General features: G+C 36.0%; 22 protein-coding genes and 1 pseudogene. 7 read left to right on the top strand and 16 right to left on the bottom strand.

Going from position 1 to position 25,485, the window contains the following annotated elements; genetic code table 11:
• Nucleotides 1–39: 39 nt before the first annotated feature.
• The 6 genes from IGJ26_RS02530 to IGJ26_RS02505 form a co-directional block, all read right to left on the bottom strand.
• Nucleotides 40–939 carry a haloacid dehalogenase-like hydrolase gene (locus tag IGJ26_RS02530; RefSeq protein WP_411415742.1) on the bottom strand — a complete coding sequence of 300 codons (900 nt, stop codon included), beginning with the start codon at nt 937–939 and terminating at the stop codon, nt 40–42.
• Nucleotide 940: 1 nt separating this feature from the next.
• Entirely contained in the window at nt 941–1,987 is a 1,047-nt protein-coding gene (locus IGJ26_RS02525; RefSeq protein ID WP_430599838.1) for a PTS sugar transporter subunit IIC, read from the bottom strand.
• Nucleotides 1,988–2,014: 27 nt separating this feature from the next.
• The gene (locus IGJ26_RS02520) at nt 2,015–2,221 is read right to left on the bottom strand and encodes a hypothetical protein (protein ID WP_430599837.1); all 207 of its coding nucleotides are present in this window, start codon (nt 2,219–2,221) and stop codon (nt 2,015–2,017) included.
• Between the two features lie 707 nt (nt 2,222–2,928).
• Nucleotides 2,929–3,672, bottom strand: a complete 744-nt coding sequence (locus IGJ26_RS02515) for a hypothetical protein (RefSeq protein WP_008377866.1) — start codon at nt 3,670–3,672, stop codon at nt 2,929–2,931.
• A 483-nt stretch (nt 3,673–4,155) separates the two neighbouring features.
• Nucleotides 4,156–4,491: a nucleotide pyrophosphohydrolase gene (locus IGJ26_RS02510; protein WP_395997713.1), complete on the bottom strand. Its 336-nt coding sequence runs from the start codon at nt 4,489–4,491 to the stop codon at nt 4,156–4,158.
• The gene (locus IGJ26_RS02505; RefSeq protein ID WP_430599836.1) at nt 4,454–6,148 is read right to left on the bottom strand and encodes a DUF2075 domain-containing protein; all 1,695 of its coding nucleotides are present in this window, start codon (nt 6,146–6,148) and stop codon (nt 4,454–4,456) included. Before IGJ26_RS02505 ends, IGJ26_RS02510 begins: the two co-directional genes overlap by 38 nt.
• Nucleotides 6,149–7,039: 891 nt before the next feature.
• Between IGJ26_RS02505 and IGJ26_RS02500 the strand changes: the two genes are divergently transcribed.
• The 7 genes and pseudogenes from IGJ26_RS02500 to IGJ26_RS02470 all read left to right on the top strand — a co-directional run bounded on the left by IGJ26_RS02500 (nt 7,040) and on the right by IGJ26_RS02470 (nt 12,040).
• Nucleotides 7,040–7,348: a hypothetical protein gene (locus tag IGJ26_RS02500; protein WP_128432470.1), complete on the top strand. Its 309-nt coding sequence runs from the start codon at nt 7,040–7,042 to the stop codon at nt 7,346–7,348.
• Between the two features lie 711 nt (nt 7,349–8,059).
• Nucleotides 8,060–8,638: a hypothetical protein gene (locus IGJ26_RS02495; protein WP_128432472.1), complete on the top strand. Its 579-nt coding sequence runs from the start codon at nt 8,060–8,062 to the stop codon at nt 8,636–8,638.
• Between the two features lie 274 nt (nt 8,639–8,912).
• A complete protein-coding gene (locus IGJ26_RS02490) occupies nt 8,913–9,413 on the top strand; it encodes an antirestriction protein ArdA (protein ID WP_430599835.1) in 501 nt (166 codons plus the stop codon).
• A gap of 120 nt (nt 9,414–9,533) precedes the next feature.
• Complete coding sequence (locus IGJ26_RS02485; RefSeq protein ID WP_375856886.1) at nt 9,534–10,160, top strand: hypothetical protein; 627 nt, start codon at nt 9,534–9,536, stop codon at nt 10,158–10,160.
• Nucleotides 10,161–10,277: 117 nt separating this feature from the next.
• Entirely contained in the window at nt 10,278–10,670 is a 393-nt protein-coding gene (locus IGJ26_RS02480) for a conjugal transfer protein (protein WP_430599834.1), read from the top strand.
• Nucleotides 10,654–11,694 (top strand): annotated as a pseudogene (locus IGJ26_RS02475) (ATP-binding protein); the annotation flags it as partial. The gene IGJ26_RS02480 and the pseudogene IGJ26_RS02475, both read left to right, overlap by 17 nt.
• Nucleotides 11,678–12,040 (top strand): conjugal transfer protein, encoded by a 363-nt coding sequence (locus tag IGJ26_RS02470; protein ID WP_430600004.1) that lies wholly within the window; start codon nt 11,678–11,680, stop codon nt 12,038–12,040. The pseudogene IGJ26_RS02475 and the gene IGJ26_RS02470, both read left to right, overlap by 17 nt.
• Before the next feature lie 177 nt (nt 12,041–12,217).
• On the opposite strand, the gene IGJ26_RS02465 is transcribed toward IGJ26_RS02470, so the two are convergent.
• The 10 genes from IGJ26_RS02465 to sufD all read right to left on the bottom strand — a co-directional run bounded on the left by IGJ26_RS02465 (nt 12,218) and on the right by sufD (nt 25,472).
• Nucleotides 12,218–13,420, bottom strand: a complete 1,203-nt coding sequence (locus IGJ26_RS02465; protein WP_430599833.1) for a DUF4238 domain-containing protein — start codon at nt 13,418–13,420, stop codon at nt 12,218–12,220.
• A gap of 56 nt (nt 13,421–13,476) precedes the next feature.
• Complete coding sequence (locus IGJ26_RS02460; RefSeq protein ID WP_430599832.1) at nt 13,477–17,265, bottom strand: hypothetical protein; 3,789 nt, start codon at nt 17,263–17,265, stop codon at nt 13,477–13,479.
• Nucleotides 17,266–17,291: 26 nt separating this feature from the next.
• Nucleotides 17,292–18,059, bottom strand: a complete 768-nt coding sequence (locus IGJ26_RS02455) for a hypothetical protein (RefSeq protein WP_430599831.1) — start codon at nt 18,057–18,059, stop codon at nt 17,292–17,294.
• Nucleotides 18,060–18,129: 70 nt separating this feature from the next.
• Nucleotides 18,130–18,855, bottom strand: a complete 726-nt coding sequence (locus IGJ26_RS02450) for a hypothetical protein (protein ID WP_430599830.1) — start codon at nt 18,853–18,855, stop codon at nt 18,130–18,132.
• Nucleotides 18,856–18,904: 49 nt separating this feature from the next.
• Nucleotides 18,905–20,392, bottom strand: a complete 1,488-nt coding sequence (locus IGJ26_RS02445; protein ID WP_430599829.1) for a MucBP domain-containing protein — start codon at nt 20,390–20,392, stop codon at nt 18,905–18,907.
• A gap of 99 nt (nt 20,393–20,491) precedes the next feature.
• Nucleotides 20,492–20,719: an LPXTG cell wall anchor domain-containing protein gene (locus IGJ26_RS02440; RefSeq protein ID WP_375856893.1), complete on the bottom strand. Its 228-nt coding sequence runs from the start codon at nt 20,717–20,719 to the stop codon at nt 20,492–20,494.
• A 278-nt stretch (nt 20,720–20,997) separates the two neighbouring features.
• Nucleotides 20,998–22,389, bottom strand: coding sequence for a Fe-S cluster assembly protein SufB (gene sufB / locus IGJ26_RS02435; RefSeq protein WP_005232103.1), 1,392 nt, complete (start codon nt 22,387–22,389; stop codon nt 20,998–21,000).
• 29 nt (nt 22,390–22,418) lie between these two features.
• Nucleotides 22,419–22,913: a Fe-S cluster assembly sulfur transfer protein SufU gene (gene sufU / locus IGJ26_RS02430; protein WP_005232105.1), complete on the bottom strand. Its 495-nt coding sequence runs from the start codon at nt 22,911–22,913 to the stop codon at nt 22,419–22,421.
• Nucleotides 22,891–24,135 (bottom strand): cysteine desulfurase, encoded by a 1,245-nt coding sequence (locus tag IGJ26_RS02425; protein WP_413153819.1) that lies wholly within the window; start codon nt 24,133–24,135, stop codon nt 22,891–22,893. Before IGJ26_RS02425 ends, sufU begins: the two co-directional genes overlap by 23 nt.
• Nucleotides 24,132–25,472 (bottom strand): Fe-S cluster assembly protein SufD, encoded by a 1,341-nt coding sequence (gene sufD / locus IGJ26_RS02420; protein WP_015508910.1) that lies wholly within the window; start codon nt 25,470–25,472, stop codon nt 24,132–24,134. Before sufD ends, IGJ26_RS02425 begins: the two co-directional genes overlap by 4 nt.
• Nucleotides 25,473–25,485: the final 13 nt, after the last annotated feature.

The following is a 25,485-nucleotide window of genomic DNA, read 5'->3' as shown; positions in this document are numbered from 1 at the left end:
ACTTCTTGCCTTTCATAGGCATGTGACCATTTGTTCCACCTAACGGTTCACTGAGACGGCCATTCGGTGATAGGTATGGCGCTTGCCTCTGATGGCGATGGATAGTTGCAAGATGTTCTCGGGATCAGCGGTCCCAGAAAAACCTGCATCTCCGATATGATGAAGGTCGCAGCCGGCACGTTTGCTAGTCAATGCCAAGGCACGGATCGTACCTGTATCTGCACCTTCCTGTGTAGTACCGATGGTGCCCATGACCAACTTCTCTTTTTGGTGGATAAAGGCCACTAGATCACTCATGTGTTGTTCACTCAGCCCAGGAATCGTGCCCGCAATGGGTACAAGAATAACATCGGCTCCAGCTTGAATGAACGCAGACGCAATTTCTTCATCTAACACGGGTTCATTGACACCAGCTCCGTGCATTTTTCCAGCAATAATGATCCCAGAGAAAATGGCTCTTGCTTGTTGGATTGCCGCTGTGATTTCCTTATTTGAAACGCCAGTGGAAGGATTTCCTGTCAGACAGATAAAATCAAATCCAAGTGCTTCTGCGCGTGCCATGTTTTTCTTTGTTGCCAAACGCCCAGTAGCGATAGTTGTCAACTGTTCCATCTGTTCTGCACAATCGTCGACAGGTTCAAGATTGACCCCAACAGGCCGCCCCGTTAAGCATTGCAAAAAGCGAATGGGGTCATCCGTTGTCGGTAATCCTTTGATAGCGCCGTTTTCGCAATCAAATAGGTTCAGCAAAATCAAATCCGCCCCAAATGCAGCGACGAATTCAGCATTGGTGATTCCTCTAGACATCGGATCGATTTGGACATCATTTTCTGCTACGATCGTCCGACCGGCACTTCCTCGGATACTTTCCAATAGTTGGTCTTTATCAAATGATTTAAAATCAGCTGCCGTGCAATTCAATAATCGTTTTGTCTTCATTTTATGCCCCACTTTCTGAACCGAGTTCACTGGCTAATGTCCGATTATCTAGCATTTTGAAGAATGGATAATAGATGGCGATAGAAACCGTCAGATTCACCAGCTGTAAGATTGCCCCCGAAATATGTCCGCCTGTGGCTAGATAACCGCCGATGATTGGCGGCATCGACCAGGGAACCAAAACGACGGCAGGTTGGACGATCCCCATGGCAACTGTCGTATAAGAGATGACATAGCACACGACCGGCGTCAGAATATATGGGAACAAAATCAATGGATTCATGACAACAGGCAACCCAAACATGATGGGTTCATTGACATTAAAAACCGTTGATGGAAATCCGAGTTTCCCCAACTCTTTTAAATACTTACTTTTACTTCTGACTAATAGCAAGATCGCCAAGCCCAAAATCACCCCACTACCGCCAATCCAGACAAAGGTATTCATAAAGGTATAATTGATGATATGCGGAATCGTTTCGCCGTTTTGAAAAGCGATCCGATTTTCATCGATCATTTGAATCCATGTCGGCTGCAGGACGCTCAAGACCAAGTCCCAACCGTGGATGCCCACTGACCAAAACAATGACGTAAACATAATGGCAAATAGACCACCTATAAAGCCTCCGCCAATGATCGATAAAGGTTGTCCCACAAGGCTGTACAGCAGATCATGAACATTCGTGTTGCCGAATGATTCCACTAATAAACGAATCACCCAGAAAAGCGAGAGGCAAAAGAATGAGGGGATCAATGCAATAAAGGAGCGACTGACCGCCGGGGGAACGTTTTCTGGCATGCGAATCACGATATTCTTTTGTACGAATAATCGGAAAATCTCCGCCGTGATTAGACTAGTGATGATTGCTACGATCAGCCCGCGGCTACCAAGATAAGACATTTGAATGCCGCCATCTTCAATCGGAGTGACTAAAAGAAAAACCGACGCTGCCAATACACCGGCAGATAAACCGCTGACGCGGTAAGTGGTTGCTAAACTATACGCAATAGCAAAGGAATTGAACAGCGCCATCACACCAAAGGTCACTTGGACGACAAAGTCTAATTTGCTGCGTCATTCCCCGCCAAAAATACTCGTAACAAATAGGTTAAAGCCTTCCCATGGAACGTTGGATAAAATAACAAAAATGGAACCGATAATAATCAAAGGCATCGTGGTGACAAGTCCATCACGGATAGCAACTAGATGCTTTTCACCGCCAATTTTCATTCCCCATGGCAGCATCTTTTCTTCCATAAATTTCTTTAACGAATCCTTCATAAGCTTCCTCCTTAACCTTAAAAGATCGCTGAAAGAGTGCGTTCAGGTATCTTTTCGAAGTGTGAATAGAAACCAAGGCTTGCCACCTTCAAGAACCTAGGATTGAAGTGCTGATCGCCAAAACGCTATTGCTATGAACACAGTAAGAACGCAAGGCTTTGGATTTCTCAACTATGACTGCCTATTTTCCATGCAACTGTTCTCAACTGATCTTCACACCTTTTATTTGCCGCAAACGATCCTGCGCATGAACCGTTTCAAACGACAAAAAAGGCATTGGACAAGATTGTCCAATGCCTTTGGCATAGCAAAATAAGCGTCCAGCATCCCACGGTTTTTGCCCAAAAACCTGCCTGAATCTACTAGAAATCGACAAGGAAATCGGGTACAATAAACACGTTGATGCCTTTGGCGATCAACTATGGCAACTTGATTGGTCATCCTGTTTAGAGAAGTGACTGATCAGGGCCTCGTAAGTCTGCGCCAACAGAATTACGGGGTGCCTATTTTTTTGGTTTCTATTCGCTTACATTCTATAGAATGTTTTCCAGAAAAGCAAGCGAACATGACAATAAAATCGCAAATAATGGTCATAAAATATAAAATCTGTTGTGATTCGTTGGATTTAAGTAGAAAATATTGGTTTTTTTGCGTATTTATCAAAAAAGGAGGACCGAATCATCCATGATTCAGTCCTCCTTTTCGCGCTAGACAAATACAAATAAAATTCCGGAGCAGATCGTGCCTACCAATAGTCCACGAATACTGCCTTCTCCTTCATTGGGTAACTCAAATTTGATGATATTCACCAGCAAAGCGCCGGTGATCAAGGCTTCAATGATGACCACCAAATAGTAGGGCAATGAAACAAAGAGGGAGAACGCAGCTCCCGCGAAAATACTGAAGGAAAGCACAAAACGACCATATTTGTTATAAAGGGCACCATGATGGTGATAGAGCAGCCAATCGTTCATAAGAAAATGCAAACCAAAAGCAATAAAGTAGGTCAAAATGTAAAAACGCTCCGATAACGTATTGGCAATCACAATATAGCCGATCATAATATTGTAGATCACATGAAAAGCGATATCCGACCAAAAAAAGGCATTTTTGGCACTGGTGATGTCTTTCTTTTCTAACACCATAAACGTCCGCTCATCGATTTTGTAGATCACGTAACTGAAGACTAAGCCAAACAAAACGATGCCATAGACCCCATGACTATAAAAAATCCCCGAATCCCAGCCAAATTCATCGATCAACACCGTTTGAAAATACGCCAAATGGGGCAATAGATGAACAATCGCATAGGAGATTCCTACCCCAGCGGCAAAGGAGCTCATGTATTGCACGTTTAGTTTTCTGGATGAGATAACATTTGAAAATAGATGGATGAAGATAAACCCTAAAGTGATCATGCAATTCACAAAATTGTTTGTTAAATACGTCATTGTTTTCTCCTTCTTACATTCCGTTTACAGCATCGTTTAATCGCAATTTTCAATAACAAAGTCTTTTTAATTAGTTATTTTTGGTTATTTTCATGAAATATTCTTGTTTACTATACAGTAAGTGGGCTTGGGGGGCAATAGGTTTTTTAGGTTTTTGGGGGAGAAATATTTTTGATAGAAAACGGCCTTCATTGTTGCCGATTTTTTACCGATGATCTTGTCTTCATTTTCGGATAGGATAATCTTGTTTTTGCTCTAGCAGATACTAGGTCTAACTTCATTTTTTATCAAAAATTGCGCTTATTTGAAGTTAACTTCAAATTTCCGAAAAATTGTAACCAATTTGAAGTTATCTTCAACTTTCTCAATTATGACAGATTTTTGGCGTTCGTAACCAATCGAGATGAATTCAGAAAGCCGTTGCTGCTCCTATTCCATCAAAAAAAAGAAGCAAGAACTTGCAGCGTCCTTGCTTCTTTTTTGTTAGAATTCATTATACTTCTTTTTCGAATCTTTACTTTCTTTCACCGGATACTTCATGTTGTTTTTTTCCAGCTTTTCTTTGATGATCTCATCAATATCAAGGCCCAAATTGTCTGCCAGCATATAGGAATAAATCAGAACATCGGCAATTTCTTCTTTTAGATGTTCGAAATCTTGAGTGGCTTCTTCAGATGTTTTCCATTGAAAAATCTCCAACAATTCGGCGGCTTCGATGGAGATAGAAATAGCTAGATCTTTTTCATTATGAAATTGTCGCCAATTGCGATCATCTCGGAATTTATTGATCCGTTCCATTGAAGAGGGGTGGTTTTGCATGGTAGGACTGGCTCCTTTCGTTTTGTAGGGTTATGAGTTTTTGACGCAGATTGGGATTGATTGCATAGATGTAAAGCCCTTTGATTGCTCGCTTCATTAATACATTCAATGAATTAAGGATGATCGTTTCTTTGGCTTTCTTCGTCAATTCTTGGTTCATATCGTCACGTCCCGTAAACGCCCCTTTGTCCTCATATTTATCGATATCGATGACAAGCTGGTCGGTCTCTGGATCGTAATCAACGGAAGGACCAATGACGACTCCTACATTGTTTAAATCAAACCCTTGAACGGTGTAGATTGATCCGACTTCACTGATTGTATCTGGTCGCTCCGCCCATGTTCGCTTAGTGTCGGTCGTATTCCATGGCAGGTTGATCCCACCAGGATCTACAAGATAAGAAGCTCCGTCTTTTTTATGAACATAATCGAATGTTGAGATGATCCGTGACAGACCTTCCTTTTTATCGAGAGAAAAGATTTTATTCTTCAACGCATCATGGGTTTCCATAATCTGAAGCTCAAAAGATGCTGTTGATTCTGGAATCGGTGTTACACGTTTTTCTACGATATCATCGATCCATTGAATTATTTGTGGACTACTTTTCATTCTTAATTGATCTTTTAGCTTAAAGCGAGAAGCATTGTACCTTTTCTGAAACTGATCCAGTTTGTCCTGATCCCAGTAACTTTTGATTTTCAATACTTGCTTCGGATCAAAAATGCAAATCGTGATTTTTGCTCGCTTGATAATCTCTTCTAGTTGGTTTTCATAGTGAAAACTGTTATAACTGTCTTTCTTCGTTAAAAGCAAATGGGCTTCATCCACAATAACGATGTCTGGGTGCAACTTCTGATTATCTGTTTTATTAATAAAAGAAGTTGGCTTTAACATATGATTCTTTTTTAAATTTGGCAAACTTTCTGCCATTGTATGATAGGTTTTTAACATCTCTGAATGGTTGACCAGCAAATAGTTATCGGTGCCTCTTAATACAGACTCTGACTTTGTATAGTCTTGAAGGGTGTTATAGAGAGATGCCAATAGGACGCTCTTTCCCGTTCCAGCTTCTCCTTCAATCATTAAGACTTTTTGTGTTTCATCCTGCTGAATCGCTTGTTTACAGTACTCAATGATTTCAAGTTTTATATCTAACTGTTCTGGCGTCAGTTCTTTAAAAGGGGACAATTTATATACATCTTTGTTGCGAATCGTATCGATTGAGTGCTTCGCCAACTGACGTCTTTGCAATTCTTCCCATAACTCTTGGAAGACCACTTCATCATAATACTCTTTTTCATAATACTGATGCATCTGCACCTGTCTTGTTTGACTGACGTTTTGTAACTGAAACTGCTCATCCCCAATGAAGTGATTGATCAAATTGGTTTCGATATTGTAGGTCGCTGATTGATTGAATTTTTCATGTCCAATCAGCAAGACTTTTTTAATTTCTCTGCGCTTAGAGTTATTCAAGTGCTGCTTCAATCGTTTGTTCACTTGAACCGTTTGACCAATGTACGCAACAGGTCTTTTCTTTTCATTTCGGTTGTAGAGTATGTAAACGACTGGGTACTGATCGATATAAGCCGTCGTTATGCTAGATAGCTCACCTTTCTTGAAATGATGATCTTCTATGATTAGTTGGTTGGTCATATTTTAGAGTCTCCGTTTAGTGTCTATTCCATTAAGGTTATTTATTTTAGTATATCATTGCATATTTTGCTCTTAAAGCATTAAAGACAAATTGGTAATTTTTTGTTTTAGCAAAATAACCATTATCTAAAAAAATCACTGTTGATTAATCTACTAATTTTGTCCAACGTGCATACTTTGCTAATGATTTAATAGACTAACCTATTATCCTGAAACTCTTTTCAAACGAATCCTCTCTAAAACGTTCTAAAATAAATAGCTGAAAATCCCATTTGCTAATTCATCAAACATCCTCTGTTTAGGATATTTATAAATTGTTTATTAAATTAAAAGAATTTATTTTTCAACATTAAAATAAATAAATATTTTATAATTTTAATTTGATCAAATCATTCAATATGAGATAATCATTTACGAAAGGATGATTTGATGAACTATACAGTTACCAACCTAAGACATCTGCGGATCGCTCAAATTTCTTTGTTAACATACTATATTTATTTAGCCTTCCATGACAATATTTTCAAAGCTATTCCATTACTTTTTATCAGTGGCTTTTTAGATTCCGTATACCCGCCAGACTACGCAAGCCAGTCATTTTGGTTCCCTTATAAAAAGAAAACAATATTTTTAAAAAGCAACAATTTGTTTCTAGAAAGAGCATTGGAAATCTTAATCATAATTGTTCTTGGTGTTTTTTTATCGCTTGTTTTTTAAATTAAAGGAACAACTTGTGATTGCTGGTTCCCTTTTAGCCAACGACTGAATCCTTTTTCTATTGCTCACTACTTTTTATCCATTTGCTTATTAAATTAGATTTACCAAATAAATAACGAATCCTTCACTGTTGAGATGACGCTAGTATCTAGTCGAAAGGAAAGGTGATTTTTTATGAAAAGAATTTGTTTTGTCTTAGTTTTGAGCAATGGATTATCTTACACACCATTAACTCCAGGTGTTCTTTATCAAAGAGACACAAGCCTCAAAGACTATTTTTCACCGTTTTACGATGTTTCAATCAATTATCTGAGAGATAAAGATACTGTTGATTACTTGGTACTTCCTGAGCCATTCGCTCCTTTTGATAATGAAAATAACCTCCCCATCATAAAAGTCCCTTCTAAATTTTTTCTGACTAAAGACTTTGAAAAAATTAAGGATTACATTGATGACTACTTTAAAGAAAACGCGGAGAAGTAATACTGATTCAAGAATATTAAATTGATACTAATGAAATTCATCCTAAAAAAAGCCGTAGTATTTGAACCATTCCCTGTCCACTTGATGGCGATGGCTAATCAAATACTGCGGCTTTGTCTTTTCTCTTAGTTATATTAACTTTTTTTCCACAAAAATATTTATACTAATCGGGACTCAATAGAAGATCATTAATCCAAGTTAGATAGAGAAAAGTATCTACCCAATTTCAAAATGAGTATTTTTTCATACCTTCCATCATTATGCACGATATCTAACGTTTAACTATATAAGTTGAAGCATTCCGTGGATTATCTATTAAAAATAAGAGAGGAAATCGACCCTTTACCAGTAAATTTCGCTTATATGAAAATTTTAGATTATGAATAAATTCATAAAAAATAAAATAAAATAAAATAAAATCAGGTTCATATATAAACAAAATATAACGGCAGACTTCCTGATATGAAGCGTATCTTCATCAAGCAATTAAATAAAAACACCCACCATACAGCTTATTTTCCTACTGTCAGTTGGTTACACTTTCGACTTGTAAAAGTTTTAGATGTAATCAATATTTTTGTGTCCTCTTCATCGTTAAAGCAATCAAATAATCTAATACTATTAACATAAAATATTATTGTTATATTTTTATTTATGTGTTACTATTTTTTCGTTGTCTAACTAACAAAAAAACAAGAAAGAAGGTTCAATATGTCGTTTCTGAAAAAATCAAAGATCGCTTGTTTTATCGCTTCACTTTTCATAGTAATTTCGCCCTTTTTTGGAACATTACAAATTGTAGCTGCAAACGAGATCAATACTTCTGTGGACACAGAAGCAATCGAACAAGAACTTATTAATCAATACGCAGAGGATTTAGAATTTATATATGAACACGCTGCTGTGACGGACCGTGAAGGAAATATTGTTCAGATCAACTTGACTGTGATGAGAGAAAAATATGGTAATAATGAATTCTATGATATGTTAGAAAGAGATTTTGGTCAGCAACAACCTCAATTAAGAAAAGCAAACTTTGTCGATTGTATGAAAAAAGAATTTGAAAAAATTGTAGGTTTAGATATTGCAAAACAAATTTTCACGCCTCAGGTAAAAAATTTAATAGCTAGTAAAGCATGGAAGAAAGCGTCTGAAGTAATCATTAAGACCTTAGGAAAAAAATTAGGAACAGCTGCTTTGAAAAAAATATTAGGAAAATTAGTCCCTGGTGGAATTCCAGCTCAAATTATTTTCAGTGCTGGAAAATGTGGGATAAAAGCGGTAATATAGATTTATGAAAAAAATAATTGGTTTTATACTTATATGTGTTGTTATAGCGGCAATTCTTCCAATCGGATATTTTTTAATCTCAACTATATTCTTGAGAACACCACTAAACGAAGCGTTCAGGGACTTCTTGCTTACCTTCGGACTAATGTTCATAGTGACTGTAGTAGGAATGTTTTTCAAAAAAGACTGAGTCTTTAGAATTGCTATCCAAAAAATTCAAAGCCTTAACATTTTGATTTTCTAGGTATTCCTTGATCTAGGAGGAATTCATACAATGGAAATGCAAGTTTATATTGCCAATCTTGGCAAGTACAATGAGGGCGAACTGGTCGGCGACTGGTTCACTCCTCCTATTGATTTTGATATAGTCAAAGAACAAATTGGATTAAACGATGAATATGAGGAATACGCCATCCACGATTATGAGCTTCCATTTGAGGTTGGTGAATATACACCAATATCAGAAATTAATCGGAAATGCGCATTAATTGAAGAGCTAGAAGGAACAGATTTTTATGACAACATCTCAGAATTTATGAATTACTGGTTTAATGATATTGAAGAATTAATAGAAAATAAAGATGATATCATTTGTTATCCAGATTGCGAAAGTATGGAGGATGTAGCTCGCTATTATGTAGAAGAAACTGGAAGCCTTGGTGAGATTCCCAGTAATTTACAGAACTATAATGATTATCAAGCACTAGGACGAGATATGGAAATAGAAGGAAGCTTCTTAGTTACATCTAATGGAATATTTGAATTTTTAGGCTAAATTTCAAATATTTTCATGCTATAATTAAGATGATATGTAGCGGAAAAAGATATTTTCGCGTCTAATGTTCTCATCAATTTAAAACTATGGAAATATGACAAGCATCAAGGAGTAATACAAATGATAACTATTTTTGAATATCCCAAACATGAACCTGAGTGTCCATCAGGTCAAATAGAATTTCTTGTTTTTTATGACAAAGTAAAAAATTTGGTAGATTTTTACAATTTCTCTCTAAAAAACTACAATGCTTTAATGAAAGAAAAACAATCTGAATTAGATAATATAGAAAATACGATTAAAGAGATCGATGGTATAGAGGGATATGAATACGAATATAAAATGTTTTTTGAAGAAGATATACTCGGAAAACAAGAATATTATTTAGAGTTTCAGAAAATGAATTTGATTGTTTTTTTATATTCTGAAATCGAGAAACTTATTGATAACCTATTTGACATATTGGACGATAATTCATCTAAACAGAAGATAAATAGACTTGATAAAAAGCTTCGTCTATTGGTAAATAATGAGATAGCAAAAGAGATAGTACAAAATATTAATGAACTAAGAAAATTAAGAAACGAGCTAGTCCATGCCTACGATTACTGGTATTCTTTAGATAAAACATTAAAACTTGGTGGAGATGAATATGAAAATCTCAATCAAATTGATGACTCTCTTTTAGGACAGTATATTGAAAAAGTCTTATACGCTATTGAAATTTTAGAAGAACATACAACGTAAAATTAAATGTAGAGACCCTCAGAGGGGTACAATTTTTACAAATTAATATATTTCATACTTTGAAGTAACTAATAAATATTGGTTACTTTTTTATTTTCGTGGAAAGGATCTCACCCAATGAAAAAAATTAAAAGCTACACCAGCATCTGGAATGTTGAGAAAGTCATCTATGCTATCAATGACTTACAACTCCCATTCCCTATTACCTTTACCCAAATGACATGGTTCGTGGTCTCGATTCTTTTTGTCATTCTATTTAGTCATATGCCACCTTTGTACTTCATTGATGGGGCGTTCCTAAAATATCTTGGCTTACCCGTCGCCACTACTTGGTTTATGAGTCAAAAGACATTTGATGGAAAGAAACCCTATGGATTCTTAAAATCCATCCTCTCTTATTTTTTCCGTTCTAAACTAACGTATGCCTACAAACCCATAAAATTAAACACTCAAAAACTAAATGAATCCATTACAATTGTAAGGAGTGAACTTTATGAAGTATCCGATTAAATATATTGAAAATAACCTAGTATTCAATCATGATGGAGAATGCTTTGCCTACTATGAATTAATCCCTTATAACTACAGTTTCCTGAGCCCAGAAGAAAAGTTTCAAGTTCATAACAGCTTCCGTCAATTGATTGCTCAAAATCGAGATGGAAAAATTCATGCCTTGCAACTTAGTACCGAATCGAGTATTCGAGCCACACAGGAACGATCTAAAAATGAAATCACTGGTAAATTACAAGAAGTCGCAGCTAAAAAAATAGACGAACAAACTGAAGCGTTAGTTGAAATGATTGGAGACAATCAAGTTGACTATCGCTTTTTTATTGGCTTTAAATTATCTCTAAATGATCAAGAAGTTTCTCTTAAGAATGTGTCCAACGAGTTTTGGATTTTTTTACAAGACTTTTTTCACGATGTGAATCATAAGCTTATGGGAGATTTTGTCTCTATGAGTAATGACGAAATCGATCGTTTTTCAAAAATGGAACACCTTCTTGAAAATAAAATCTTAAAACGCTTTAAGATTCGTCGCGCATCTAAAGATGATTTTGGCTATATCATTGAACACATTTATGGACAAACAGGAACACCATATGAAGAATACTCTTATCACCTACCAACTAAAAAACTAAAAAAAGAAACCTTGGTAAAGCGGTATGGCCTTTTAAAACCAACTCGCTGTTTAACCGAAGAAAATCAACGTTATTTGAAAATTGAAAATGAAGATGAAACAACCTACGCTGCTTATTTTACAATCAATTCTGTTATTGGTGAACTAGGTTTTCCAAACAGCGAAATCTTTTATTACTAGCAACAACAATTCTCCTTCCCTATTGACACTTCTATGAATGTAGAGATCGTCACCAATAAAAAAGCTCTTTCTACTGTTCGTAACAAAAAGAAAGAACTCAAAGATTTAGACAATCATGCGTTTGAAAGTAATAATGAGACGAGCTCAAACGTCGTAAATGCATTAGATTCTGTAGACGAACTTGAAAGTACCTTAGATCAAACAAAAGAGTCGTAGTATACCTACTAAATCAAAGTACAAGCCAAAAGTTAGCGATATAGACGGAACCATAGATGCCAAAACTACAGAGGAAATTGATTCATTCTTAAAAACATTTTTTAAACTTTACCCCAAATCCAATGAAAAAGAACTATCTTACTACGTTAATAATCAAGCTTTAAAACCTATTAATAGAGAATATCAATTTTTGGAACTAGCTTCTTCCAATTATTCATTAAAAAATGATCAAGTCATTGCACAAGTATCGGTGACATACCTTGATCCAATAACTAAAGCTAATCAAACTTCTCAATATAATTTAACTCTACAAAAAGAAGATAACTGGATGATTTTAAACTAATACAATAAAAGAAATCTAACGAGAATTATTCGTTAGATTTCTTTTATTGTTGCTGTATTTATTTGTAAAAATTCCAGATTTTTTTACTCACTAATTTTCATCTTCTTAAATATATAACTTGAACTATTTAACATGAGCATCTGCCCTTATACTTGCTCATATTCAAGTATATAAAATTCATCTCATAGGTCCTAAATTTTCTTTCTTTAATAATTCAAATATTTCACGATCTTTAGATGTCGGAATTTCTTCTTGAGGACCTCTAAATACTTCAATTTCCCGTTCAACTGTATATTTAGGTGAAATAGAATACAAGTCATTTTTTTGATTGTGAATTTCATGGTAAATACTAATACATCTTTCATGTATTTCTAGACAACATTTTTTGTATTTTTTTTCGCTTCCACAAAGACATAAATCATTTCGTTTAACTTTTCCTTCATACAAGCTTCTATACTCACTAAAAATAGACAAATATTCTTTACTAAATTTTTCTTCTGATTTATAAAATTCTATTTCCTTTTTAATTGTATTTATAGATACGTCTCCACCCTGATATACCATAATGCTCCGTTCAGGACTTTTCATGCCTTGACCTTCAGATTTATTTTGTTTCAAAGGAACTTCTTTCATACAAACTGACTTGGAATACGAATTTTTTAGAATAGCTACATTTATTTCATTTGTTTGCTCTTCTGTAAGAAAACAATATGATTTAAATTTAACATACTTAGGTTTATTACCATGGTAAAAACATAAATAAAATTTTGAAGATATTGGTATTAAAATCATCGTGTCCTTAAAACCAATCTGACGATTAGACATATTGGAAAACTTATTCTTAAACTTTAAAGATACTGTGCTAAAAAATTGATCACTCATACAAAACATTTCAGCTTCATCAACAAGAATTGATAATTCATACCCCTTTAGAATGGTATTTGCAAGCTTAGCTGGATATACGTTACCAACGATATTTTCTAAAAGCCGTTCGACTCTTTCATTTTTTGGATTATCACTATATGTTGCGTACTCTTCCAGTAATGCACCACTGCGTAAATATAGCAATACATAAAACATCATTAACTTATTAATTTCCTCTTCTGGTAATTCTTGACTGATTAAGTAATTCTCTTCCAATAATTTGACTAATTTATCATGATAAGGAATAAATGCACTCTCAATACGTGCAAAAGAATTCTCAATAGTATTTGGGGGTAATTTTTCATGCTCATAAACAAAGTTCTGACACATAGTATCTCTAATTTCTTTTTTACTTAGATAAGAGTTATTGTACAGTTCAAAAACTTTTTTTCTATTATCAGAAAAATGTTTCAATACACCTTGTGGGATGTAGTGTTGTTTTTTTGTTACTTGCATTTTTTCCACCTTCCTGATAATTTTAAATACTCTTTACCAATCATATTTATCACATATTAATCAAAGTACCTCTCATCAATACTACTTACAGCCTTAGAACTCCATTCATAGCTATCACTTAAGCGCTTCAGAATCGAAGAAGTTTCTGGATAATCAATTTTTATTATTTTAGCATCATTCTTGTATTTTTCTGCCATATGTTTTTCATGATTACTACTACTCCCCCAAAATACTTTAGCCCTCTCATGATTACTTTTTCCTACAACAAAGTTAGGGATAAGGTATTCTGAAACATAAGATTCATAAGCATTTTCTTCAAAAAAATCTCTTATAATTTCATGAGGGAAAATACCATCTCCACCATTGGGTGAGTGGCTTAAAAAAGTTCCTAAAGACAATGATACTGCTTTTTCGTATCCATATTCCTTAGCGATAGTTCTAACATTAGTAATCCATGAATCAAAAGCTTCTTTGTCTGCGATATATTTATTGCAGCCAGGAATAATAGTTATTCTATCTAGTATTTTATAGAAGGAAATGGAGTTACCATTATTTTTACTTTCTCCAGAATCGTCCAAAAATGAATTTGATACTAATTGAACATAAATTTCTGGCTGTTTAGCTATCAATTCACTTATAGATTGTGGATAAAAATCAAAAGGTAGAATTCCAATGAAACATAGTTCCAAAATAGCGATTTTTTCAATATCCTTATTTTTTTCTTGGTAAATTTTTTCAAAAACATTTTGAATATTCTTAGGATCAAGTTTATCTGAATTGTTCATATTATTCCCATCATTTATATACTCTCGTAATGAATACAATAAAAATTGTAAAACTTTGTAATCATTATAGTCGGAATAAGCAGTTGAATTAATCGCTTCTATTACTCGGCCATGCTCGACCAGTTTACGTAGATAATACTCAATCTCATCTTTATTTAAACGAACCACAGAAATGCATGGCGAATTCTTCCAAAAGTAACTTTGAAACAAAGAATCATGCTTTTCTACTTCTTTCCACAAAGTCATACTGTGTTCAGTTTGACAAAATATATCCGCTTTTTGTTTCCAACATAAACTTGAATCGTTCTCTAGTGTTTTAAACATAGTTTCTAAACCGTCTCTATTCAAGAAGAAAAGAAGTGAACTAAATAAAACAGAATTGATTTTTTTAACTTTTAATAAAAACTCAACATCAAACTGTCCCTCTAAAACTTCTTCAACAATTATTTTTGCAAAATCAGAAGTATCTTCGATAAATTTACAATAGTCAATCATCTCATCTATTCCATAAACTTTCATAATCTCACTTATTGCTTTTTTTCGCTCAATATAAACTAATGTGTCTTCTTGATTTATATCATATTGAATCGAATCAGAATAAGGGACAGGATTGTTGATTGGTGGATTATATTTACACAAATAAACAAATTTCATAATATTATTAGGCTCTATCAAAGGCAATAGATCTTCCAAAAACTTAATAGTTTTTTCTGGTAGATTGCTTTCACTATCGATATATTTTTTATTGTTAAAAATAGTTTTTCTTATATTTATTGATATCGAAAATTTTTTCTCTTCATTGAAATTCTCAATATTATTTTCAATTAATTTTTTTATTTTCTGTTCATTTCCATAATAAAAGTAATCAATATTTTTAAAGATAATTTCGTATACACGAATATCTGTTTCATTAATATTCTCAAAATAAACGTCTACAATCTTATTTCTAAATGATTGCAAATCCCTATATGTTAAAGATCTTTTTTCATATGGATCCGTGAAATCAACCCATTCAGGTTTACTTATTGATATTAGTATACGATTATTATTATTTCCACTCATCTCATCGATAATTTTTAAACCCACATCAGGATAGTCACGAATAATTTTCCCTAATAACTTGGCTAATTCATCTTTAGATAATATAGTTTGAGGAAACATCATGTTAAAAACTTGATTCAAACTTGATTCTGGCGTATTTCCATTTGGAAGAGTGAACTGCTTTTGCGCTATTCTAACCAATAATAGTATCGCATCTACAGCGTAATCTTCCATCCAAAGCAACCTCTCAATCGCCCACAATAAATGGTGATATACATTTCCTGAAAATAAACTATTCCCTTCTCCTACATTAAATATCTCCCAGAACATACTCTCTGGATTTCTGAGTTCTTTTTTTAATTTATCAATCACAACCTGAGGACAAGCTTCAGAAATTAATGGAAGAAATTCTGCAATTGAAAGCCATTGTTTTTCTGAATTTATTTCGCTCAATATCTCTTTCAATAAAACATTTACGACCGTTTTGGTTGAACCAATAAATGTACTAGAGAACATCTCATCTCTTTCTTTTAAAAAAATCAATGAAATTAACAACCCTTCAATAAGCTGTTTTGAATACTTATCGTTTTTTCCTAAAATTGCTGCCATACTTCTTTCTTCAGTCGGTAAATCATATTTAGGAGTTGTTTCTGAAAAAATTAAACTTATTACTTTTTCCAGGTTTTCAATATCATTTTTTTTAATTTTATCGGCCAAAAATAACCACATGTCTTGAACTGAAACTACTCGATACACATTGCCAATATTTATAATTGGAAAATCTTCCATTTTTGTCCATTCTTCAAGTTTTGATAAAAATTCACTTGAATCTTTAGTCAATATTTTAAGTACTTCAATATCACCTTTCGACTCTGTATCTATATAACTGACTAACATAATGGAAATTAAATTTGCAGTTTCTTTGTTCAATAATGAAAGCCAGCCCGGTCTCTTTACCAAAGGATTGGTTGATAATTTTCTGTACAAAGGAAGAAAACATCTTTTTGTATCTTTTTCAAGTTCCGAAATTTTATCGTGTGAAATATCTAATTCCAATAAATTTTTTTGAAACTGATCATGTTTAAATCTACTAATTTCCATACCTTTAAAATTTTCCGATATTTTAGCAAGTGGTGTAAATTTACTAATAGGTAAGATTGCACTAATATAGTCTGGGCAAGAGATATCATCATCAATTGGAAATATCGGCACCAAAATAATATTTTTATTTTCTAGTGATATAACCTTATTCCATGTGTCTCTGTCTTTTATAAGAATAACTTTGTGAGCTATCTCAATATCAATATTTTTCATTGCAGCAATTAAAAATAAAGTTGCTTCTATTGAAGACTCTGCTTTTATAAAATAGTACCCTTCACTTTTTATAAGCCACTCTTTAATTTCATCTACTTTTTCTTCTCTATTATTAATGAAAAATTTATCTGTCAATTTAGGATTCGTTGTTTCAGTTTTTTCATCCCAATATTTTTCAACAGTCGAAATACCTGAAATGCTTCCGTTTATTATTTCCGATAACCAAATAGATACAGCAGGGGTTTCCTCAAGCCATAAACACAATGCTTGAGCATCAAGTATTTTAATATCTTTCCAAGTATATTTTTTTTTGGTCTCAATAATTTTATCAGGTACAGATACTCTATGACTCCAAATTTTTGATGATACAAAAATAAAATTCGTAATCTCTTTTGTTATATTCAGCGGATTTTCAGATCTTTTTCTTACATCATCATCAAACTTATTCAATATGTTCCCATTTGTTCCAAATTCAAATACAGAGACTCCTTGAGGAATATAATTTGTACTTTCATCAACATTCAAATAACCATCATAACCTGGAAACTGAATACCTTTTCCATAAGGAAAATTAAAATCCTTAATCTGATTAAAACTACTTAATACTAATCTTGCAACAATTTCTGGTAAAATTTCTTGTGCGCGTCTGCTGTTTTCACTACTCCAACTATCTAATCTTTCTGGAGTAATTTTTTCAAATATCATTTTTTCACCTCCATAAATAAATCAACTTATTTCAAAATTTTAAATTGTTTTGCACTATTTATTTCTGTAAGAAATGCTTTTCTTTCTTTAGAGTAAGACCAATTACCAGCTACTATAACAGTTGCATCTCTATTGGAATAATAGGAATTTTTTAACTTTGTAAATAGAGATGCATTTTCAAATTGTAAGATCAATTTAAATCTATGAATATCTTTCGAAGCCACTAGAAACAGTTCCTTCTTTTCGTTATTATAAAAATTGGGTTTTTGTCTAGTACATTCAACAATCTTAAATCCATAGATACCTTTAGAGTATAGATTTTCACTCCTTTTATCCAATAACATATAACCTATTAAGGTACCATTGTACGTATCTTTTATGTGATTTAACTTACACATTTCATATATTTGATGAATTGTGCGTAATGGTTTTAATTTAGAATCACCAGTACCATGAGTTTTACCTTCTTGTCTTTCCCTATCTTTTTTACTTGTGGATATTGGTTTCATCAAATTAGTCAGGGCATCTTCAAATTCAAATAATTCTTCTGTATATTCATTAAGTTTTATTTTACTATTTTTGGAAGCACCCCAGCCTCCATCAACATGTTTAATTGAAGAATTTGCTGAAAAATAGGCTTCTTTTTCTCCATCCAAACTGCAAATGTTTAATTCTGCAGGACAATCAAAATTGGGACAATAATATCGAACTTTTCTATGTTTTTCTTGAGCGTCCTTTGCAAAAATGACGCTACTTTCATTTCTATCTTCATCTTTGTACGCATAAGTTCCCACTCTGTATCTTCCTAATAACAAATGATTTAAGTTATATTAGTTAATCATACAAAAAAGATAATTAATTTTTTTAAACTTTAAACACATTCATAACTTGCTCACTCAAATGCCAATATTTTTTGGAAAGTTGGTACAAAATTTCTTCAGTATTCCATTCAGAATCAATAAAAGTTAATTTATTAGCTGATTCAAACTTACAGAATTCTTTTATTGCTGTGTGCTCTTCTTGTGGGGCAATTACCGCAACTATATGGTTATAATCAAAATGATAATCACCTTTCATTCGCCACTCTCTTTGCCATTGAAAATCATTTTCTGAACTTACATGATTCACTAAACAGCCAAAAGTTGGAAAGCTCGCATTTTCATTGGGACTATCTTTCCAATTGTTAAATTGATCCCAAAATGATTTCGTCAAACTCGTATTTTTTTGCCTAATATAAATAACTGGGTTAATTCCAAAACCACTTTCTAAACACTGAGTATCTTTCATAAATATTAATCCATAAGGTTCAAACCTTCTGTTGTTATGTTCTAAAGTCTTAACAACAACCTTTAAACGATCTAACGGCGTCTCTGTAAAACATGTCACACTAAATTCCTTTTGGTATTCTTCTGATAACTTAGATAGTTCTTTGTTAAACATACAGCAATAACTTGATGCATTTATCCTTTTATCATTTAAAATGGAAATCAAATTTTCCTTTGCTGTAGCATCTCTAGTGTTTCTGGTTAAATGAGTTAAAAATTTAGAAATATCTGTACGATCTCTTAAATCAATGATGCTTTCTTTCATAAAATCAACTCCATATTCATTGTGTTTACCTACTTATATGATAACATTTTTAAAACCTTATAAGAAGAATCATTCTTGGTAAAACTGATGGTTTAGAAGAAGAAATACTATTATCTTTATCAATATTTGTTGGTGGAACGATTGGTTGATCGCTGTTCATTTTTTTGTATACATACGTCACCGTTTGGGCTTTATCCGTAAATGTTCCATTGGCATTCACTGGCGTCTCTTTCAACGTCCAGCCAGTTATACTTTTTGCAGTTGATTGATACGGCAAGCCTATTTTTCCATTTAATGTTTCTGATACGACTAGTTCATTATTTTTTTCATCTACATATTTCACCGTCACTGGTGCCGCTTCAGCTCTCTCATACACATAGGTCACAATTTGGGCTTCTTCTTTGAATTTTCCGGTTGCATTCCCTTTAACTTCTTTAAATGTATAACCTGCTATCTTTTTTTCTTCTGTAAAATACTCTTCACCAATATTGCCTGATTTGATTACATCATCTGATATTTTATTCTCATCAATATCTATATACTTAGCAGTCACTTCACCTGCTTTCGCAGGCGTATCTTCCTTTACTGTAATTGTTGCTATGGCTGAATATTCCCCCTGATTTTCAGAAGGACTAAAGAAAGAAGAGATAATTCGTGTGTAAGTTACTTTATAAGTTCCTACTTTTGAAGTATCTACACTTCCTTCAACATCAATTTCTGAAAAGTCTACTGAATTTCCGTTAATGTCAGTTGCACTATCAAAATTATCTTGTGGCATCCAACTATCAACTACTGTTAGTTCTGAATCATGAACAATAACTGAGCTTTTGTCCTCTATAACTGTAATAGTTGCTTTGCTAGTGACACCCTCGTAAGTATAACTTACTTCATAATTACCTGCTTTAGAAGTATCCACTTGCGAATCATCAACAGTTATTTGGCTAAAATCCACAGCGTTACCATTTTTGTCAGTTGCACTGTCAAAATTATCTTCTGCTGTCCAATTATCACCCACAAAAATTTCAGAATCATGAACTTTTATGTTTGCTTGTGTTTCTCTGACAATCACTTCACTTGATAACTTTTGCGATAATTGTGGAGCTCCTACTGGGAGAGTTGCAGGTATAATAAACCAATTCAATTTATCACCTGAAACAAATGATTTATTATCTGGTAGAGTGAAAGTAAAAGTATAATAATCATCATTAAGTGGTGTAACGGAGTAGTTAAACATTTGATTACCACTAATAGTATCTTGATTGTATATTTGATTGTTAAGAGAAAGCATAGCTGCTGAAGAATAAATTAATTTTATTTTCTCTCCCAGATCTGTTGTTCCATAGGCTGGAAGTATTCCAGTAATTACCTTATCTTCTGAAATAATAGGATTTATTACTGCAGCTTCTACACTTGTTTGAGAAACCGCATTGCTTTCATTATAAGATGGTTCCGTCTCTAAAGCATTTACTACTGTAGAAGTATTCACACTCATTATTAGCAATAATCCGACTGCTCCGATTTTTAACATTCGTTGCATAAAAAAACTCCATTCCTTAGATTTATAGTTGTTTCATTCAAATTTAACCAATAACACCAGAATATTCTTTTCTTACTGAAAACCAATCGAAAATCATTTTTATTTTTGATATTTTCTACGTCTACCTATAACTACTACCGAACTTCCAAATAATAACATGCCCAGAATTTCCCAAATTTTAGAGGTTTGTTGTTCACCCGCTTGAGGTAATGAAGAATTACTTCTATTGACTATTAATTTAGATGAAGAAACACTATCTCCTTTATCAATATTGCTTGGTGGAATGATCGGGTGATTGCTCTTTGCTTTTTTGTATACATACGTCACCGTTTGATATAACTACTATAGTTTAAGCGAGAAAAATCTAAATATTTTTTTTATGTACTTCTTATGATTTTTATGGTTGGATTAAAAATTAGACTATCTAGATACTGAGCTTATTACACTTACGCCCCTATTGGTTTCTTTTTATAAGAATCCAACAGAGGCGCTTTATTATTGACTTTAGTCAGTTTCGTTCGCGTAGCGTACGAAACTGACTAAAGTCAATAAAAAGAAGCGCTAGAAACATTGATAAATCAACGTTTCTAGCGCTAAAAAAAGTTTTACCCCACAGACCCTTCCATCTCATAACTAATCAACCGGTTCAATTCGACTGCGTATTCCATCGGTAATTCTTTGGTGAATGGTTCGACGAATCCCATGACGATCATTTCGGTTGCTTCGCTTTCGGAGAGGCCGCGACTCATTAGGTAGTATAGTTGTTCTTCTGAGATTTTGGAGACTTTGGCTTCGTGTTCTAGGGACACTTGGCTGTTGTGGATCTCATTGAATGGGATGGTATCGGATTTCGATAGGTCATCCATGATGATGGTGTCACACTCGATATGGGAGATAGAGCCTGCGCTCTTCTTGCCGAAGGTGACTTGTCCACGGTAGTTTACTGCACCGCCGTCTTTAGAAATTGATTTTGAGACGATGGAGCTGGAGGTATTTGGTGCGTTATGGATCATTTTTGCACCAGTATCTTGGATTTGGTTGGCACCTGCAAAGGCAATGGAAAGCATCGTGCCCCGTGCGCCTTTGCCATCAAGATACACACTTGGGTATTTCATGGTTGTTTTTGCACCTAAGTTGCCATCGATCCATTCAACGGTAGCACCTTCTAAGGCTTTTGCCCGTTTGGTTACTAGGTTGTAGACGTTGTCTGACCAGTTTTGAATGGTGGTGTAGCGGCAGTAAGCGTCTTTTAGGGTAAAAATTTCAACGATGGCTGCGTGCAAACTATTGCTTGAATAGGTTGGGGCGGTACAACCTTCGACGTAATGGACGCTGGCGCCTTCGTCAACGATGATCAATGTGCGTTCGAACTGACCGGTATTTTCGGCATTGATTCGGAAATAGGTTTGTAATGGCACATCGACACGAACGCCTTTTGGTACATAGATAAAGGTACCACCTGACCAAACGGCTGAGTTTAAAGCAGCAAGCTTGTTATCGGTTGGTGGGACTAATTTTGAAAAGTATTGTTTGAACAGCTCAGGGTATTCCTTCAAGGCTGAATCGGTATCGGTAAAGACGATGCCAAGTTTTTCAAACTCTTCTTTCATGTTGTGGTAAACGACTTCTGATTCGTATTGGGCAGAAGCGCCGGCCAGGTATGCCCGCTCGGCTTCTGGAATACCAATGCGCTCAAAGGTCTCTTTGATTTTTTCTGGTACGTCATCCCAATCACGGGCAGGACGATCACTTGGTTTTTGGTAATATTTGATGGCATCAAAATCGATGTCAGACAGGTCTGGGCCCCAGTTTTGCATGGGCATCTTGTTGAAGGCTTCAAGAGACTTCAAGCGGAACTCAAGCATCCATTCTGGCTCTTGCTTGACCCGTGAGATTTCACGGACGATGTCTTCGGTCAATCCTTCGCCGGTACTAAAAACAGGCTGCACGTCATCGTGGAAGCCAAATTTATATTCTTCTAATTCGGGTACACCCATGGTTCTCACTCCTTTTGTAGTGCGGTTGTCTATTCGCTGGTTTCTTCAGTGTCAGATTCATTGGCGTGGCTGTGACTGACAGATGCTTGTGTACTGTCGGCAGCAATGGCTTTTTCTAATGCTTTCCAAGCTAAAGTCGCACACTTGATGCGTGCAGGAAACTTCGCCACACCTCCAAGCATGGAAGCATCGCCTAAGCGATCGCTTTGAGGAATGTCATTTCCTTGGACGAGTTCAGAAAACAAGCCTGATAGCTCACCAGCTTCTGCTAGTGTCTTACCGATAATCGCATCCCCCATCATGGATGCACTGGCGGTACTGATGGAACAGCCTTCGCCAGTAAACGCGATGTCTTTGATGGTGTCTCCTTCGACAGCGAGCTCCAAGTGGATCACGTCGCCACAGGTAGGGTTATTCAATTCGACTTTGTACGTTGAATCATCCAAGGTGCCCCGATGATGTGGGTGGCTGGAATGATCCAGAATGACTTGTCGATACAAATTATCTAATTTCGTTAGTGCCATGTTGGAAAAACTCCTTCGTCAGCTTGATGGCGTCAACCAGTCGATCGGCGTCCTCTCTTGTATTATACAGGTAAAAGCTGGCCCGTGCAGTCGCTGGGACTTGCAAATAGCTCAAGAGGGGTTGGGCACAATGATGACCTGCCCGTACCGCGATGCCTTCCATGTCTAAAGCGGTGGCAACATCATGAGGATGGATGCCAGCTAGATTAAATGCGATCACTCCCGTGCGTTTTGCTGCTTCTTGGGGGCCATAGATGGTCAAGCCTTCAATGGCTTGCAGTTTTGGCAAAACGTAAGCAGCTAAGTCTGCTTCATGGGCGTGGATGTTTTCTAAGCCGATTTCTGTTAAGTAATCCACCGCTGCACCTAAACCGATCGCACCGGCAATATTTGGTGTACCAGCTTCAAATTTCCACGGCAGTTCTTTCCACGTGCTTTCTTGCAGATGGACAAAATCGATCATTTCCCCGCCAAATTCGACGGGCTCCATCTGATCCAGCCATTGCCGCTTGCCGTATAAGACACCGATGCCAGTTGGTCCGCACATTTTATGGCCAGAAAAGGCATAGAAATCACAATCCAGTGCTTGGACATCAACTGTCATATGTGGAACAGCCTGAGCACCATCCACCACCATGACGGCTTGGTGCTGATGCGCCAATTTGGTTAGCTCCGCAATCGGATTGATCACGCCTAAAACATTGGAAACATGAGCGATCGAAACGATAGCGGTTTTTTCAGTGATCTGTTTCTTGGCATCTTCCATGTCCAAGGTGCCTTCTGGCGTCAGCTGGATATATTTCAAGGTAGCTTTTTTTCGGGCTGCTAATTGTTGCCAAGGGATGATATTGGAATGATGTTCCATATAGGAAATCACGATTTCATCGCCTTCATTGACAAAACGGTCGCCGTAGCTGCGGGAGACCCAATTTAAACCAGTGGTCGTCCCTCGAGTAAACAGCACTTCCGCCGTTTCATTCGCATGGATAAAGCTGCGCACTTTTTCCCGTGCGCCTTCATAGGAATGGGTCGCCCGTTCTGCGAGGGTATGGACCCCACGATGAACGTTGGCATTGTCTTGATGGTAATAATCGGCGATCGCCTGCAGCACCGCCTCTGGCTTTTGCGTAGTGGCGGCATTGTCGAGGTAGATCAATGGTTCGTCATTTACGAGCTGATCCAAGATGGGAAACGCTTGTTTCACTTTTTGGGCATCGATCATGCGAGCAACTTCCCTTCGATAACGGCAACCAATTCTTGTTGCACTTCTTTGACTGGAATCGCGGTCAAGACGGAGCCTAAGAAACCACGAATCACCAAACGTTCCGCTTCTGCTTTGCGCAGCCCACGACTCATCAAGTAGTACATTTCTTCTGGATCGACCCGTCCCACACTGGCTGCGTGTCCGGCGGTTACTTCGTGCTCGTCGATCAAAAGGATTGGGTTGGCATCCCCACGGGCTTGGTCAGAAAGCATCAAGACCCGACTTTCTTGTTGCGCGTCCGCCCCTTTGGCTCCTTTTAAAATGTGTCCGATACCGTTAAAGGTTAAGACGCCGCGTTCTCTAATGACGCCGTGTTGCAGGATATGGCCAATGGAATGCGGTGCTTTGTTGGTGACGCGAGTGTCGATTCCTTGTGTTTGACGCCCAGCACTGATGGCGACCGCTTTGACTTCCGAATGCGCGCCTTCGCCTACAAGATCAGAATCAAAGTCCGCCACGACGTCGCCGTCATTCATGACTCCAATTGCCCAATCTACCATCGCATCTCGTAATACGTAGCCGCGACGATTCATGTACGTAGTGATGTTGACACCTAACTGATCAATCGCAGAGAATTTGACCTTCGCACCTGCTTTGGCGATCACTTCCACTACGATATTGCCAGACAGTTTTTTCGCTTGGTCGCCTTTGGTTTGGAAACGTTCCAAGTAGCTGAACTCACTGTGCTCATCAGCAACGATCAAAATGTGTTTGAAGAAATGCGCTTGACTATTGCCATTGTGATAGAAAATCGCTTCAAGGGGTTCTTCGATCACCACGTTTTTTGGTACATACAAGAACATGCCGCTATTCATAAACGCCGCATGTGCTGCGGTCATTTTGTCTTCATCCATTGGTACTGCTTTGGTCATGTAGTATTGATTGACCAACTCTGGTACTTCTTTCATTGCTGTAAACAAGTCGGTGAAGATCACGCCTTTGTCAATCAGCTCTTGCGGTAATTGCTCAAAGATGGTGGTGTCATCAAACTGAACGAGAGTCGGATGGTTATCCATCGCGTCAAAGGCGGGAACCAAGCCAGCACCTGTCTCCTTAGATTCACTTGCAGGTAAGGTTGGATCGATGAAGCCTGCAAATTCTTTTTCACCAGCAAGTGCTTGTTCGTCGATATTGAACAATGGCCAACGCTCGTAACGCACCCGCTCGATTTTTGGAAACGCAAGTTCATCCACTTTCGCAAGGGCTGCTTGGCGTAATTCCAACATCCATTCAGGCTCTTCTTTTAACGCTGAAAAAACGTTGACTTGTTCAAGATAATCCTGTAATTTTGCCATTTACCTTGCCTCC

This window comes from Enterococcus sp. AZ095a, assembly GCF_050546735.1.
Lineage (GTDB): Bacteria > Bacillota > Bacilli > Lactobacillales > Enterococcaceae > Enterococcus_D > Enterococcus_D entomosocium.
This window is presented reverse-complemented; position numbering and strand designations above follow the sequence as displayed.